Below are 14,638 nucleotides of genomic sequence, written 5' to 3'. Positions count from 1 at the left end.
CTATACGCGACAAATGGTCGAACACCATGGTCCCCGTTCCCTCCAGAAACAAACCATCGGCCTCAAGTCCTGAGTAGTCTATGACGCCCTGGACGCGATATTCCTTTTTGAGCATCTCGATGACATCGTTTCTACGCTCCCACCGGCGATTGGGCGAATACATTGGATAGATCGCGATGTGTCCGCCGGTGTGGGTAGAAAACCAGTTATTGGGAAAAACAGAGTCAGGCGTGTCATTATTGCCGAGATCTTCGAACAGATAAACACGTACGCCTTCGGTCTCAAGCCGTACGACGGCTTGGGTCACTTCATTGTAAGCCGCTTGTGCGATCGCACTGTCCGCCAGGTGGCTTGCTTTACTTTGGAACTTATTATCGACAGCTGTCTCTGGATTCGGCATGAATAAACGGGGCCGAATCATTACTACAGAAGAAGGTGCCTGAATGGAGCGTCTAGATACCTGCATTTTTTGAATTTCCTAGTTTGTTTATCTAGGACACATGTGCTGAAAAAAAATTGGGGATTTAGGAGTAGTCCGGCAACCTTTTTAAGCAACTCTGGTAGACACCGGGTACAAGTGCCTAGGTTTGATATCGGCGATAGTCAAAAAGCAGTACCAAATCCTGGCGCTGAATGGCGCACATCCGATCTGGAAACTGAGCGTTGTCTTCGAGCGTATGACACCAGGCGCGCAACAGGCGCAAATGACTGACCAGATATCCCGCCAGGAAACTCCTGAGTCGACTGCCAAAGCAGGAAATCTGGTGGCGACTGTCGAGAATCCAGTTAATAAAGACTCGTACGTCTTTAGGCTGAGTCAAATCTAGAGCTTCATGGGGAGTGCGTTCGCTGTCCTGCAGATACAGAGTCCACGCATCGTCTTGGCTGTGGGGAGCCCGGGGTTGAAGCAGAGTCCTAGGCGATCGAAGCCTTTGATCCATTTCACTGGGCAAGACCTCCTGAAAATCAGGGTAGCCGGCAAATCCAAGCTTCTTCACCAAACGAATGATTGTCGGATCGCTGACTCCGGCTTGCTCCGCCAAGCGTGTCATCGAGCCCAGCCCACTATGGGGATATCGGTCGAGCAACACACGGATTACCTTGCGTTCTGAAGGGCTTGGCTTGAGAAATGCTTCGCTAATTTTGTCACGTAAATTCGTCATTGGATCGCCTTCAAAAAGCGCTGTTGTTTTTACTACAGAGTCCAATGAATCAATCCTATTAGAAGCAAACACTACACGTCCAGCACATTTCTCACCACTTGGCGAATTCACTACCCAGGGAAGACGATCGGCTGCCTTGGTCGCGTCGAGCCAGTATGACTGTCGATGGCCGCAGGTATTGGGAGAGGCATGACTAGCCTAGAGAGGCCACGTCGGACACTTAATCGAGCGCGCTCCGAGCATTCAAGGCACCCGGCTCCGTTTCTGCAGCTCTGGAAATCCGAACGAAATTCAGTGTGATTGACGTGAAGGTAGACGCTCCATCACGTCAAAAATTGATATTCAGTGCTGAAGGCAGCACGCAATTAAATACTCCCTCGTTCAAAGATCCGCATCCTGGCGGGCCACCAAACCGACGGATATGCGCGCCGGTACGGAAACAGCATTGGCCCGGGTGATGGAGGTGTTCGGTTGCGGCTAACCCCCACTGTGCTTACGTCTTCGCCATTCGCCGGGCTAACCGGATGAAAGCGCTGGTCCAGCTTCAACCAGTCGAAGAACCCTCGAATCTCTCTAGAGCTTTGGAGCTACCAGCGTAAGCATCCGAGGAACTCACCCACGTCGGCCACGTTCGCTGTGGAGCAATGAATGTGATGGGCCAGATCTGCCAACCACACATGTATAGAAGGCTCCTTCAGCACGTATCCCATCTAACGGTCGCGTGAACAGATGGCTTGAGCCACAAGCACATTTCTCGGCTGACATGACGCCCTTAATTGACAGTTCCCTCAGCAAAGCTCAATCTGTCCACAGTCTTCAGTGGGCTATTTTCACACATCTCAAGCGACAGCCCCCCCCTGCCGCTGGCAATACCAACTCTAAACCACCTCTATAGGAGATATCCGATGCCATCGTTTCCTAATGCTGTGTTTAGCCCATCAGAGTGGGCTCTGAGGTGCGAGCTTGCTGCGTTGTATCGTCTGCTTGCTCACTTCAAGATGACGGATCTCATCGATACCCACATTTCTGTCAGATTGCCCGACAGTGGTGAAGCCTTTCTGATCAATCGGTACGGTGTGCTCTTCCATGAAATCAAGGCCACCGACCTGGTCAAGGTCGACCTCCATGGCGACGTGATCGATCAGCGTGATGGCACCTACCCAGTCAATAAAGCGGGCTTCAACATCCATTCAGCCATTCATAGCGCCCGACCTGATGCTGCCTGTGTCATCCATACCCATACCGCTGCTGGTATAGCCGTCTCGGCTCAGGAGGATGGCCTCCTCCCGCTTACGCAGCATGCACTGAAGTTCTACGGGTGCTTGAGCTACCACGACTACGAAGGCATTGCCCTAAATCCTGAGGAATGCCCGCGTCTTGTCAAAGATCTCGGATCGAACAAGGCCATGATCCTGAGGAACCATGGGCTGCTTACTCTGGGCAGCTCGATGGCAGAAGCCTGGAACCAAATCTACTTCTTGGAAAGAGCTTGCCAAGCTCAAATCCAAGCGCTTGCGGGTGGAGTCAAGCTTCGGTTTCCGTCTGAAGATGTCTGCCGACTAACCGCCATCCAGTCAGCCGATGAGATTAGGGACAATCTGCATCTCCTGGCCTGGGACGCGGCACTGCGATTAGTCGCTGACCAAAAAGCTGAGTACTGCTCCTAGAGAATGAAATCCTGGCATCCCGTCTTGCCAATGTCTTGGCTCTTAGGGATTCCAGACCAGGCCAAGCCGCCACTGCTTTCCCAACCCCCAGGCCTTCGGAGATCAGCAAGTGGCTCAAGCTATCCAAGCGAGCGGTTCGGTTTCCGTGAGAAATCCCTTTCAGTGAAAGCAAAGGTGATGAATAGGGCGGGGGTAAAGGCCTTCACTCTGCATCGGCTACCGCTGATCTGGGCTTCGGGATCATCTGCATGGAGAGTTGACAGCAAAACGCAACGATAGCAAACTGTCCACAGTCTACAGTCCTCAGGACCTTTCAGGCCCAATTCGACGGAAGACAACGCGCTGATCGAAGATGGAATGCGATCAGGAGCAGGACTAGGAAGAAGGTATAACTACAAGAATCAGCTGTATCGACAGTATGCCAAGGCGAATCGATAACTCACGGCTGTTCCAAGCATGATGTAAAACTGCCCCCAACAATTTGTCATAAAAAAGTGGAGCGCCTTATGCGTGAGGACAACATTGTAGGCATTGACATCGGTGGCACGTTCACTGATTTCGTGTCTTATGACGCTACGACCGGCCAAATCGAAAACTGGAAAAATTTGACGACCCCAGAGAACCCCATTGAGGGTGTATTGGAAGGTCTATCGAAAATTGAGTCGATGGAGACCGTCAACAAAGTCCGTTTGGGTACTACAATTGCGACCAATGCCCTTTTAACGCGCAAAGGTGCAAAGGTTGCCTATGTAACTACCTGCGGATTCAAAGATGTGCCTTTCATTCAGCGCGGTGATCGTCGTAGCCATTACGATATCAGCTGGATCAAAACTAAGCCTTTCGTAAGTCGAGCTGATTGCTTCGAAGTGGTAGAGCGGGTAAGCGCACTCGGCGAAGAAATTATCGCTCTTGATGAAAGCGGTGTTCGTGAGATCGCTAAGCAGATTCGTGAAGATGGTACCATCGAAGCAATTGCTGTCTGCACACTTTTCTCTTATGTGAACCCGAAGCACGAAGATCGAATTGCTGAAATCTTGGCAGAAGAACTTCCAACCATTCCGGTTTCGTCGTCTTTCAATGTTCTTCCTAAATGGAAAGAATATGATCGTGCCTCTACAACCATTGCCGACGCTTTCCTCAAGCCAATTGTCCAGGAAAGTTTCGCACGCATCAAGTCGTGCCTTGATGATCTGGGTGTAGGCGACAAGGTTGGAGTCATTAAGTCGAACGGCGGTGAATCCAGCATCTGGGGTGCTGCCGCAACTCCAGTACAAATGGCTCTCTCCGGCCCCACTGGTGCCGTGGTTGCTACCCGCACAGTGGCCGAATTGACCGGCATCAAAAATCTCGTCATTTTTGACATGGGAGGCACGTCTACTGACTGCGCCACCGTCGTGAATGGCCAAGAGAATATCACCACCGATTTCGAAATCGAGTGGGGTATCCCAATTCAAGTGCCGATGATCGACGTACACACCATCGGTGCCGGCGGCGGCTCCCTCGCCTGGATTGATAAAGGGGGCTTGCTACGTATGGGCCCTCAATCCGCGACTTCCGTGCCTGGGCCTGCCTGCTATGGGCGCGGCGGGTTGGAAGCCACCGTCACTGACGCCAACGTGGTTTTGGGTCGGATAAACCCTGACTATTTCTTAGGTGGCCGAATGAAGCTGGATGCGAAGGCAGCGCATCAAGCTGTAGCGCGAATTGCAGACAAACTGCAGATGGCAGTGGATGAAGCGGCAATGGCCATGCTGCAAATTGCCAACAACAACATGTTGGGTGCTCTGCGAACCGTACTGCTTCAGCGTGGCTTGGATCCTCGCGATTTCACTCTTCTGTCTTCGGGTGGGGCTGGCCCCGTGCATGTCTGTGATCTGCTGAATATCAGCGGTATCCCTCAAGGACTTGTCCCGAATTATCCTGGCCAGTTCTCGGCGTTCGGTTTCATCATGACCAACGCCCGCGTAGATAAGCACAGAACTATCCAGCAAGTATCGACCCGCTTCGACGCTGCTTCTGTTGATCAAACGATGATAGGTTTGGTTGAAGCTGCGGTCAAAGAGTTGGTTGATCAAGGCTACGAACAGAACATCCAAGTTCAGCGCTCCATCGAGGCTCGCTATCTTGGCCAAAACCATGGGCTGGAACTCCAAGTGGCTATGGAGACGATCACGGATGAGTCTGCATCGCAGCTTTGGGCAAGCTTCCACGAAATCCACAAGGCTCGCTTCGGTTTCGCCATTCCTGGTGAGACGATTGAACTTGTTACCGTGAAGGTGGTTGCTGTTGCCTCGGCTGAAAAGCCAAATATTCCAAAGCTCCCTGCAGCTACCACTCCTGCTGCATGGATATCCAGCCGTAAGGTTCGGTACGAGCAAGGATGGATCGACACGCCTATTTATGATCGTACCAATCTACTGTGTGGTCATACTATTTATGGACCTGCCGTGATCGAAGAAAGCGCATCTGTAACTATCCTGCGCCCCGATCAGCAGATCGTGGTGAATGAATACGGCTACATGCTTGTTTCGGCAAAAGTTGTGGGGGGTGAATGATGGACATGGTGGCAATGAGTGTTCTCGACTCGACAATGGTGTCCATCTGCCGGGAAATGGGTATCACCCTGCAGAAAACTTCATACTCTACGATTTTCAACGAAGCTCTGGACTTCACTTGTGGGCTTGCAGACATCAAAGGCAATCTGATTGCCGTAGCGGATTTCTGCCCTGCAATGATCGGCGGCATCCCACTACTTGTGCAGTCGTGCCTGAAGGAGATCGATGTGGAAGACCTCCAAGAAGGCGACATCATTCTTCACAACGACCCCTACCGTGGCGGTTTACACACTCCAGAGCATACCTTCTTCAAGCCGATCTTCTTTGAGGGCAAGCTGCAGGGATGGGCGATTGCTATCGGCCACATTGCAGAGGTTGGCGGCATGGCGCCTGGTGGCTTTGCAGGCGAAGCTACTGAAATCTTCCAAGAAGGCGTCCGTATTCCTCCGGTAAAGATCAAGAAAGCCGGTGTAGATAACAACGATATCTGGCGCATGATCCTCGCCAACGTTCGTACCCCTCGCACTAACTACGGCGACCTCCGAGCTTTGATCGCTGCGGTTGATTTGGGTGAGCGGCAGATGATCGAAGTTCTGAAGAAGTACGGGACCGTAGAAGTCCAGCAGATTGTCGGCGATCTGCTCGATTACGCTGAGCGGCGCATGAAGGCAGAGATCGAAGCGATCCCTGACGGTGTCTATGCCTTCGAAGATGTAGTCGAAAGTGACGGTGTTACGCCTGATACAACTTACCGTATCGCTGTGGAAGTTCATGTGCGTGGAAGCCAGATCATCATCGACTACGCCGGCTCTGCTCCACAGGCAAGAGGCCCTATCAACGCAACCTTGGGCGTCTCGACCTCGGCCGCTTACAACGCAGTGTTACACATGACGGATCCTTCAATTCCTCGTAACAGCGGGTGCTTCCGTCCGATCAAGGTGTTGTCGCCCCCCGGCACCATCATGAACGTGGACTTCCCAGCGCCGTCGGTGGGTGGCAACACAGAAACCCATCCTCGCATTACGGGCGCTATTTTGGGGGCGATGGCATCGGCGGTACCCAATCGGGTAATGGCCGCAGAAGGTGCCACTCACTGTAATTTCGTCTTCGGTGGGGTTGATGCGGTCAGCGGCGAATACTTCGCTTGCTATGACCTTGAGACTGTGGGCTGGGGGGGACGTGCCTTCGCGGACGGTAACGATGCCGTTGACTCGATTAACGGTAACTGCCGCACAACGCCTGTCGAGGTCTTTGAGACTCGTTTCCCATGGCGCGTCGAGAAGTTGGCCTTCGACACCGACTCCGGTGGTGCCGGGGAATTCCGCGGCGGCCTGGGCTACTCCAAGGAGATGGTGTGCCTGAACGCGTTGATCACCGTCTCTCAGATGACCGACCGCCATGAGACGAAGCCCTGGGGCCTCAATGGTGGCCTGGATGGCCAATGTGGTGCCACTTTGGTTAAGAAGAAGGGCACTGACATCTGGGAAACCATGTGCGAGGCCTATGGCAAAGTTTCAAGCAGCCGGTACTCGAACGTTTCGATTCTTGAAGGCGACCGAATCAAGCTAAAAACGCCTGGTGGCGGCGGCTTCGGCAACCCTGCGAAACGTAGTCGAGAGTCTGTTGAGCGCGACCTGCAAAATGGATACATCTCGCTTGAGTCGGCTAAGGCTAACTACGGATATCTGGAGAAATAATCATGAAGTTCTCTGAAAACGGCCTCTACATTGAACGATATGTGAAGTGCGCCAATTGTGGGGTGTTGATCTATCCGCAGGACGCCGACAAAAAAGTCAAGATTGACCACAAAGAGCTTTGCTCCGACTGGTGCGTTACCTGGGCTGCTGAACGTGAAAAGCGGGCCGCTAAACAGTAGTTGTTTTAGGGGGCAGAAATGCCCCCATGCAACTCTTAGGAGACAGGATGAAAAAGGTTAGCTTCAAACGTATTGATCAGATGACGCCCAGCGAGTGGAAACTCATTGAGTCTTTCGAAACTGAAGAGCACAGGAGCATGCCCTCGCTGGTAATCGACAGCCTAAAAATGCTCGCTCATGGTGAGCAGCCCTATCAGATTGATCGTCTGCAGCACTCCCTTCAGTCCGCTACGCGGGCCTTTCGGGATGGAGCAGATGAAGAGATGGTCGTAGCAGCGTTGGTACACGACATTGGTGATAGCTTAGCACTCTACAACCATGCTGAAATGGCAGGCGCTTTGATCAAACCCTATGTTTCGGAGAAAACTCACTGGATCGTCCTGAATCATGATGTCTTCCAAGGCTTCTACTATTGGGAGAACCTGGGCTGGAATAAGGATGCTCGCGAGAAGTTCCGAGGTCATCCGTGGTTCGATGAGTGTGATAAATTCTGCCGCGACTGGGACTGCCTATCTTTTGATCCAGAATATGACACTCTGAGCCTTGATTTCTTTGCACCAATGATTGAGCGTGTATTTTCGCGCAAACCGTACTCTCACCGATAATAAAAATAGCAGCGCGCTCTGGTTTTTCCGGAACCATTAAAGACAACTGCCTCGAATAAGATAGTTTCCAGACACTTCAGTTAAGTTCGGAGATATAAAAATGGCGGCCCCTACTAAAAGCGGCGGCGCGGAGCATTCTGTCGCCGTCATACCACTTGATGAACGAGTTAATAAAGTTTCGCTGTCCATGGCATGGTGGGCGGTGTGCAGTGCTATGTTCTACATTATTGTCGGAGGGGCACTGGCTCTAGATTTTGGAACATTCAATGCCATTGTCGGCATGTTGTTGTCCGTGGTGGTATACAGCGTCATTACTTGCGTCATGACCAAGCATGCGATAATGACTGGCCATTCGGTCACCTCGTTCTCTGTAGAGCTTTTCGGATCCAAAGGCTCCGTTTTGGCCGCTATGATTTTGGGCGCAACAGCAATTTACTACGCAGTATTTGAAGGCTCTGTAATCGCGTTCGCTCTCAGCCATTTTTTCTCGAGCATTAGCTACTCTGTGGCTGCACTCCTAGTGGTGATCTATAGTGTCCCCTTGGTTCTTGGCAAAATCCAGGTGTGGCTTGATAAGCTGAACGGATTTCTTCTGCCAATCTATTTAATCGGACTAGCCGCAGCAGTATTTATTTCGGTTTACGAATACGGCTATAAAACCGACTGGATGACCTTTGGCCCCGAAAATCCTTCGCCGTACGGATGGTGGAACTGCTTCGTGTACTATATGGGTGTATGGGTACTGATGCTATTTGCCTATGAATATGCGAAGTTCGGAAAGCCTTCCGACACCCGCTTCCACAGCAAATTCAATTTTGGCTACCCATTCTATTTTGTCACAATTGTGGTAAACGGAGCCTGTGGCATTTATTTGGTTAGCTCGGTTCCTAGCATCGAGAAAATTTCCGAGACCTCCGTTGTTCTCGCCATTCTCAATCTCCTCGGCATCTGGGGGCTTCTATTTGTCTGGGCCACTCAAACAAGGATCAATACCGCGAACTACTTTGTGGCTACGACCAATCTTCGAAATATAGGTCAGATATTCGGCCTGCGACTGAGTTGGGCTGTATGGGCGGCAGTTGTCGGTTGCTTCGTGTACCTGCTTATGCTAGCTGATGTGTTCAAGTATCTTATGGAAGCGCTAGCCTATCAGGGCATTATTGTTGTTGCCTGGGTGGGAGTAGCCCTATGCAAAATTATTGAAGCCAGCGAGGCCAAATTCTCAGCGCCCCCAACCCCAACGAAATCCATCAACATAGGTGGAATTGGCGCCTGGACTGTTGCCTCGCTTATTGGAGTCGCGTTGATGAGTAGCCCCGGACTGTTGGCAACATTTTCAGCACCAGCAACAGCTGTGGTGGCGTATGCCGCAATGCGGTGGGCGTCCAAAGTCAAGGTTAAGCCTGAGGTGCCAGCTGATGCAGGTGAATCAGTGTAAATGACTCGGCAGGCCGTTGTCCGCAGCGGCCTACCCTTAGCTCATTGACACCCATTTCGGAAGGGCGCAGAATTCTGTCCACAGCCGACAGTGCGCAATCAAATATAAGAGTTTACCTGAATCTTGGTTGCGCTTGAATTTCCAAGCCGGGTTATATTCATGAGCCAAGTTTTAACCAGCGTCGTTTCGACACAAGATCTCACTAAATCGACATTGAGCGTTCCTGTGTTAGAGAGCAAGCCCTTGTCGGAACAGGTTACGGAATACCTTTATAAACTGCTGGTCACGGGTGAGCTCAAGGGCGGACAGCGGGTCAATGAAGCTGAGCTGGCTCGGACCCTGAAAATTAGCCGCAATCCAGTGAGGGAGGCGATTCGAAAACTTGAAGAGCGTGGACTGTTGATTTCCAGTCCCCGGCGTGGCACGTTTGTTCGCTCTTTCTCAGCCTCCGATATCCAAGATATATTCACGTTTCGTATTGCCCTCGAGGAATTCGCAATTCGTCAGGCTTTCTCTCTTCTCACGGATGAAGATGTAGAAAGCCTTACGCTGATTGTCCGCCAAATGGAAGCGGCCGCTCGCGCCGGCCATGAAATGGAACTAGTCGAGAGAGATATCGCGTTTCATCAGCGCATCTGTGAGCTTTCGAGAAATACCCAAACGATTCGGGCGTTCTCTAATATTTATGCTGAAATCCAAATATCGATCAGCCTGGTTGAGCACAAGTTTGACAACCTGGTAGAGGCTGCAATTGATCACTGGCCAATCATTGATGCGTTTCGAGCGCGAGATGAGGAAAAGATCATCGAGTCTGTTCGGTATCACATCCGTGATTCGTGGAAGCGAATCAATGAGGCCTACAACTATTAAAGCGGTTTAGGCTTTATTCCATACAGAAGCTTCGACCAAGCCAGCGCAGGCTACTCGGCCTGCACTGAACTGACCAAGTGGTTTGGAAGCTGTGGATAATCCGACAGCCTTTGAGCGATGTGGGTGAAGTACGCCTTTAAGGATTCTCCGATCAAGTCAGCACAGGCCGTCTGACCTGTGCTGAAATAGCCTTCCGTCCAACTGCCCTCTACAAGCCCGCCATTCCATGAGTCAGATGAGCTTTTCCGATTTCGAGTACGCCGGTGAGCGCAAGTAAACCCGCCGCGAGCGTTTCCTGGCCGAGATGGAGCAGGTGGTTCCGTGGAGCGGTTTGGTGGCTTTAATTGAGCCGCACTACCCAAAGGCCGGCGGTGGTCGCAAGCCGTATCCACTGGAAACCATGCTGCGCATTCACCTGCTGCAGAACTGGTTCTCGTTGAGCGACCCAGCCATGGAAGAGGCGCTGTACGAGATCACTTCGATGCGCCAGTTTGCGCGGCTGACGCTCAGCGCTCCGATCCCCGAAGACACGACCATCATGAATTTCCGACACCTGCTGGAGAAGCACGAACTGGCGGCGGGCATTCTGGAAACCATCAACCATTACCTGCGAGACAAGGGCCTGTCGTTGCGCCAGGGCACCATTGTCGATGCCACCATCATTCACGCGCCCAGTTCGACCAAGAACAGGGACGGCAAGCGCGATCCCGAGATGCACCAGACGAAGAAAGGCAACCAGTACTTCTTTGGCATGAAGGCGCATATCGGTGCCGATGCTGAATCGGGCCTGGTGCACCACGTCCACGGCACAGCTGCGAATGTGGCTGATGTAACGGAGGTCGCTCACCTGCTGCATGGCGACGAAAATGTTATCTGTGCCGATGCGGGCTATACCGGCGTAGAGAAGCGACCGGAGCATGAAGGGCGGTGGTGGTCTGGCAGGTCGCAGCCCGCCGCAGTACCTACAAGCACTTGAGCAAACGCAGCGTGCTCTACAAAGCCAGACGCAAGATCGAGAACGTCAAAGCGCAGACGCGAGCGAAAGTCGAACATCCATTTCGTGTGATCAAGCGTCAGTTCGGCTATGTGAAAACCCGCTTCCGTGGCTTGGCCAAGAACACGGCGCAACTGACCACGCTGTTTGCCCTGTCGAATTTGTGGATGGTGCGCCGGCAATTATTGCCTGCTGCGGGAGAGGTGCGCCCGTGAGGGCAGAAAACCAAGGCTTTGACTTGGTTATCCAATAATCAGCGGCTGAAAATCGGGCTTTTCGGCATCCCTCAACCGCCCACTTCCGGCTGATGAGAAACTTGCTCGGAGTTTCCTTAGCGGATCTGAATCATGGCGAAGCCCTGATTTTGGTCCGATTGACGGCTGGAAAAAGGTGTCTGGTGCGATCGAGATGTTGCTCATGGTTCGCTCGCGCAAACTTGTTCGCAGTTTCCAAGGAGCGATGCTTCAATGGTCTACAATCCGGACGACTGTTTGTCGCAAACGCTCGTAGAGCATTGGGGCGTCCGCTAGCTTTGGACGTGACTGGAATACGGCTACGATCTGGATACCATCATGATTTTTCCCACTGAACAGTGCGCTTCCCACCTCGAGCCACTCACGCGCACGGCAGACAATGCCGCCATGTATGCGGCTCTGATGGCAGCGGGATGTACGCATGAGATCTGTGAGCAGTTCGGTAGTACTGTGCCTGGTTACCGTTTGATCCGAGTTGACGATCGGCTGAAAGCTGTTGCCGGCAACGACTTTGAGATTGCGTTGGTCGACGATAGCTCAAAATCGATCGCCTATTATGCCAAAGTCACGTCGGTAGATTTCCCGTGCATCGGTGACCGAACGGTTGTGCGCCATCAGATCTGGCGATCGGCAGACATACGCCATACTCAAGCGCTTCTAGATATATCGCAGGGAGTGCTTTTCAGCTACCTCGTGAAGCACTATGACATCCTCTTGGACGAGGCTGGTATAACTGGTGGTGGAAGATTTTACTGGTCCCGTCAGATCTCACGTGCCATCGACGATGGCTTAGATGTGTATCTGTATGAGCCAGCGACGCGAGCGCTTCGGCCAATTCCAACGCAGAGTGTGCTGAATGGCATAGAGAATCAGAATTCTGCGGGCTCCAGTCAGGATCCCTTGCTAGCTCTCATTTCGAGCTGTACCCGGCAAACCCGCCGGGGCAAAAAGCCCCAGTGTGAAGCGCGTGGTATCAATGTCTAGCTGATGTCGTTGCGGCCGATGCGAATTGCGGCTCGGCCGCAACGGATTTTTTCGATATGTCAAACGCCGTGCAGTACTGCCGAGAAGGTGTATAGCTGATAAATATCTGGGCTTACATATTCAACCTAGGGGGCAGCTGGCGAACGGATGCAATTCTCGCAGGCCACACAATGAAGTATCCGTCCGGCCAACACACCTTCCTGACGCCACCGCCGAAGGCCATGGTGTCCACCTAATTTAAGTGGACACCATTTCTGGCCCTTCAAGTGGATTTCCCATGCACCGTCAGCACCGCATCTACAGCAAATCTTTCAAAGCCCAAGTCATCCAGGCGTGTTCCGAGCCCGGTGCCTCCATCGCCAACGTCGCCTTGGGTTACAGCCTTAATGCCAACCTCGTCCATAAATGGATTCGGCTGCACAATTTGAAAACCACGGCTGTCCAGCCAGCGTTCATCCCGCTGCACCCTCAAATGCTCAGCGCCGGATCGCATGCCCAGCCCTCCAGCATTTGCCTTGAAATCCAACACTCACGCACGCCCATCAAAATGAATTGGCCAGTGGACAGCGCAGCCGCCTGCGCCAGCTTTCTTCGAGAGTTGCTGCGGTGATTCGCATCGACACCATCTGGCTCGCCACTGAACCGATGGACATGCGCGCCGGCACCGACACTGCCATGGCCCGCGTGATTTCGGTGTTCGGTGCGGCGCAGCCGCACTGTGCTTATCTGTTCGCCCACCGCCGCGCCACGCGCATGAAAGTCCTGGTGCACGACGGGCTCGGTATTTGGCTGGCAGCACGCCGACTGCATCAAGGTAAGTTCACCTGGCCAGGTACCCGCCAGATCGTGTCCCGAGAAGTGGTGTAACTGAACCAACCGAGGGCGCCCTGTGGGCGAAAGAGAGTGGTCATCGTGGTTCTTGGCTAACGTTGAGTTTGCGAAGACCTAACACTCACCAGGGAAACCACGATGACCAAGCCCACTATCGCACTGACCGAGTTGGTTGAGAAAGGGGCAGACGCTGATCTGCTCAAGCAAATGATCCAGTTCGTTGCCCAGCGCATGATGGAATTCGATGTCGAAAGCCTGTGCGGCGCCGGCTTCGACGTTAAAAGCCCTGACCGGATCAACAGCCGCAACGGCTACCGGGATCGCCTCTGGCAAACCCGCGCTGGCGATGTCGATCTCAAGATCCCGAAACTGCGTCAGGGCAGCTATTTCCCCGGCTTTCTTGAGCCTCGTCGTACTGCCGAGAAGGCCATGGCGGCGGTGATCCAGGAAGCGTATATCCAAGGCGTTTCAACGCGTTCGGTGGACGAGCTGGTCAAAGCCATGGGCATGACCGGCATCTCGAAGAGCCAGGTGTCACGGCTGGCCGGCGAGATCGATGAACGCGTCCACGCCTTCCTTGATCGCCCTCTGGAGGGCGACTGGCCTTACCTGTGGATCGACGCTACGTCCGTCAAGGTGCGGGAGGCCGGACGCATCGTCTCGGTCGCCGTAATAATCGCCGTGGCCGTGAACACTGATGGTGGCCGCGAAGTCCTGGGCATGCGGGTCGGCCCGTCAGAGGCCGAGCCGTTCTGGACGGACTTCCTGCGAAGCCTGATGCGGCGCGGCCTGCGTGGCGTGAAATTGGTCATCTCCGATGCCCACGAAGGTCTGAAGGCTGCGGTTTCCAAGGTCTTCAACGCGACCTGGCAGCGCTGTCGCGTGCATTTCATGCGCAACGCCATGGCCCATGTCGGCAAAGGCCAGCGCACCATGGTGGCAGCGCTTCTGCGCACGGTTTTCGCTCAGGATAGCCGCGCTGAATGCCATCAACAGTGGCGCCTGGTTGCAGACCAACTGCGCGAAAAGTACCCCAAGATCGCGACACTCATGGACGGCTGCGAGGACGAAGTGCTGGCGCACATGGCGTTTCCCAAAGCGCATCGACAGCAACTGCATAGCACCAATCCACTGGAGCGGCTCAACGCAGAGATCAAGCGCCGCACCGACGTCGTGGGCATCTTCCCCAACGATCCTGCGATCACAAGGCTGGTAGGGGCGATGCTGCTGGAGCAGAACGACGACTGGTGCCTGCAACGGCGATATATGCAGTTGGAGGCCTTTGAATCCGTCAGCGATAATCCACAGGCCAAGCTGTCGGCCGTGATCAACTAAACGGCAAACTCAGTGGCCAGAACCATGATGAGTTACACCACTTACTGGAACACGATCGGAGCACGA

The 14,638-nt window shown here is 53.3% G+C and carries 11 protein-coding genes and 3 pseudogenes; 12 read left to right on the top strand and 2 right to left on the bottom strand.

Annotated features, from left to right (window positions below):
* Nucleotides 1-28: 28 nt before the first annotated feature.
* Together CQW31_RS09620 and CQW31_RS09615 are read right to left on the bottom strand one after the other, a co-directional pair.
* Nucleotides 29-400 (bottom strand): annotated as a pseudogene (locus tag CQW31_RS09620) (arginine deiminase-related protein); the annotation flags it as partial.
* 184 nt (nt 401-584) lie between these two features.
* Nucleotides 585-1,163 (bottom strand): annotated as a pseudogene (locus CQW31_RS09615) (MurR/RpiR family transcriptional regulator); the annotation flags it as partial.
* A 905-nt stretch (nt 1,164-2,068) separates the two neighbouring features.
* Between CQW31_RS09615 and CQW31_RS09610 the strand changes: the two are divergent.
* The 12 genes and pseudogenes from CQW31_RS09610 (at nt 2,069) to CQW31_RS09560 (ending at nt 14,572) form a co-directional block, all read left to right on the top strand.
* Nucleotides 2,069-2,830 carry a class II aldolase/adducin family protein gene (locus CQW31_RS09610; RefSeq protein ID WP_016712260.1) on the top strand — a complete coding sequence of 254 codons (762 nt, stop codon included), beginning with the start codon at nt 2,069-2,071 and terminating at the stop codon, nt 2,828-2,830.
* A 506-nt stretch (nt 2,831-3,336) separates the two neighbouring features.
* On the top strand, nt 3,337-5,385 hold the full coding sequence (locus CQW31_RS09605) for a hydantoinase/oxoprolinase family protein (RefSeq protein ID WP_016712261.1): 2,049 nt from the start codon (nt 3,337-3,339) through the stop codon (nt 5,383-5,385).
* A gap of 14 nt (nt 5,386-5,399) precedes the next feature.
* Nucleotides 5,400-7,082: a hydantoinase B/oxoprolinase family protein gene (locus CQW31_RS09600; protein WP_202799576.1), complete on the top strand. Its 1,683-nt coding sequence runs from the start codon at nt 5,400-5,402 to the stop codon at nt 7,080-7,082.
* Nucleotides 7,083-7,084: 2 nt separating this feature from the next.
* Nucleotides 7,085-7,261 carry a hypothetical protein gene (locus tag CQW31_RS31150; protein WP_016712263.1) on the top strand — a complete coding sequence of 59 codons (177 nt, stop codon included), beginning with the start codon at nt 7,085-7,087 and terminating at the stop codon, nt 7,259-7,261.
* Nucleotides 7,262-7,308: 47 nt separating this feature from the next.
* Nucleotides 7,309-7,866: an HD domain-containing protein gene (locus tag CQW31_RS09595; protein WP_016712264.1), complete on the top strand. Its 558-nt coding sequence runs from the start codon at nt 7,309-7,311 to the stop codon at nt 7,864-7,866.
* A gap of 100 nt (nt 7,867-7,966) precedes the next feature.
* Entirely contained in the window at nt 7,967-9,304 is a 1,338-nt protein-coding gene (locus CQW31_RS09590; RefSeq protein ID WP_029380233.1) for a cytosine permease, read from the top strand.
* 159 nt (nt 9,305-9,463) lie between these two features.
* Complete coding sequence (locus CQW31_RS09585) at nt 9,464-10,174, top strand: GntR family transcriptional regulator (protein ID WP_080578085.1); 711 nt, start codon at nt 9,464-9,466, stop codon at nt 10,172-10,174.
* Nucleotides 10,175-10,469: 295 nt separating this feature from the next.
* Nucleotides 10,470-11,383, top strand: a pseudogene (locus tag CQW31_RS09580) (IS5 family transposase).
* Nucleotides 11,384-11,740: 357 nt separating this feature from the next.
* Nucleotides 11,741-12,406 carry a hypothetical protein gene (locus tag CQW31_RS09575; protein WP_016712270.1) on the top strand — a complete coding sequence of 222 codons (666 nt, stop codon included), beginning with the start codon at nt 11,741-11,743 and terminating at the stop codon, nt 12,404-12,406.
* Nucleotides 12,407-12,683: 277 nt separating this feature from the next.
* On the top strand, nt 12,684-13,016 hold the full coding sequence (locus CQW31_RS09570) for a transposase (RefSeq protein ID WP_016712271.1): 333 nt from the start codon (nt 12,684-12,686) through the stop codon (nt 13,014-13,016).
* Nucleotides 13,013-13,273: an IS66 family insertion sequence element accessory protein TnpB gene (gene tnpB / locus CQW31_RS09565; protein WP_016712272.1), complete on the top strand. Its 261-nt coding sequence runs from the start codon at nt 13,013-13,015 to the stop codon at nt 13,271-13,273. Before CQW31_RS09570 ends, tnpB begins: the two co-directional genes overlap by 4 nt.
* Nucleotides 13,274-13,375: 102 nt before the next feature.
* Complete coding sequence (locus CQW31_RS09560) at nt 13,376-14,572, top strand: IS256 family transposase (RefSeq protein ID WP_099814356.1); 1,197 nt, start codon at nt 13,376-13,378, stop codon at nt 14,570-14,572.
* Nucleotides 14,573-14,638: the final 66 nt, after the last annotated feature.

Source organism: Pseudomonas sp. 382 (assembly GCF_002759075.1).
Lineage (GTDB): Bacteria > Pseudomonadota > Gammaproteobacteria > Pseudomonadales > Pseudomonadaceae > Aquipseudomonas > Aquipseudomonas vlassakiae.
Note: the sequence above shows the minus strand (reverse complement) of the source record. Positions and strands in the feature narration are given on the sequence as shown.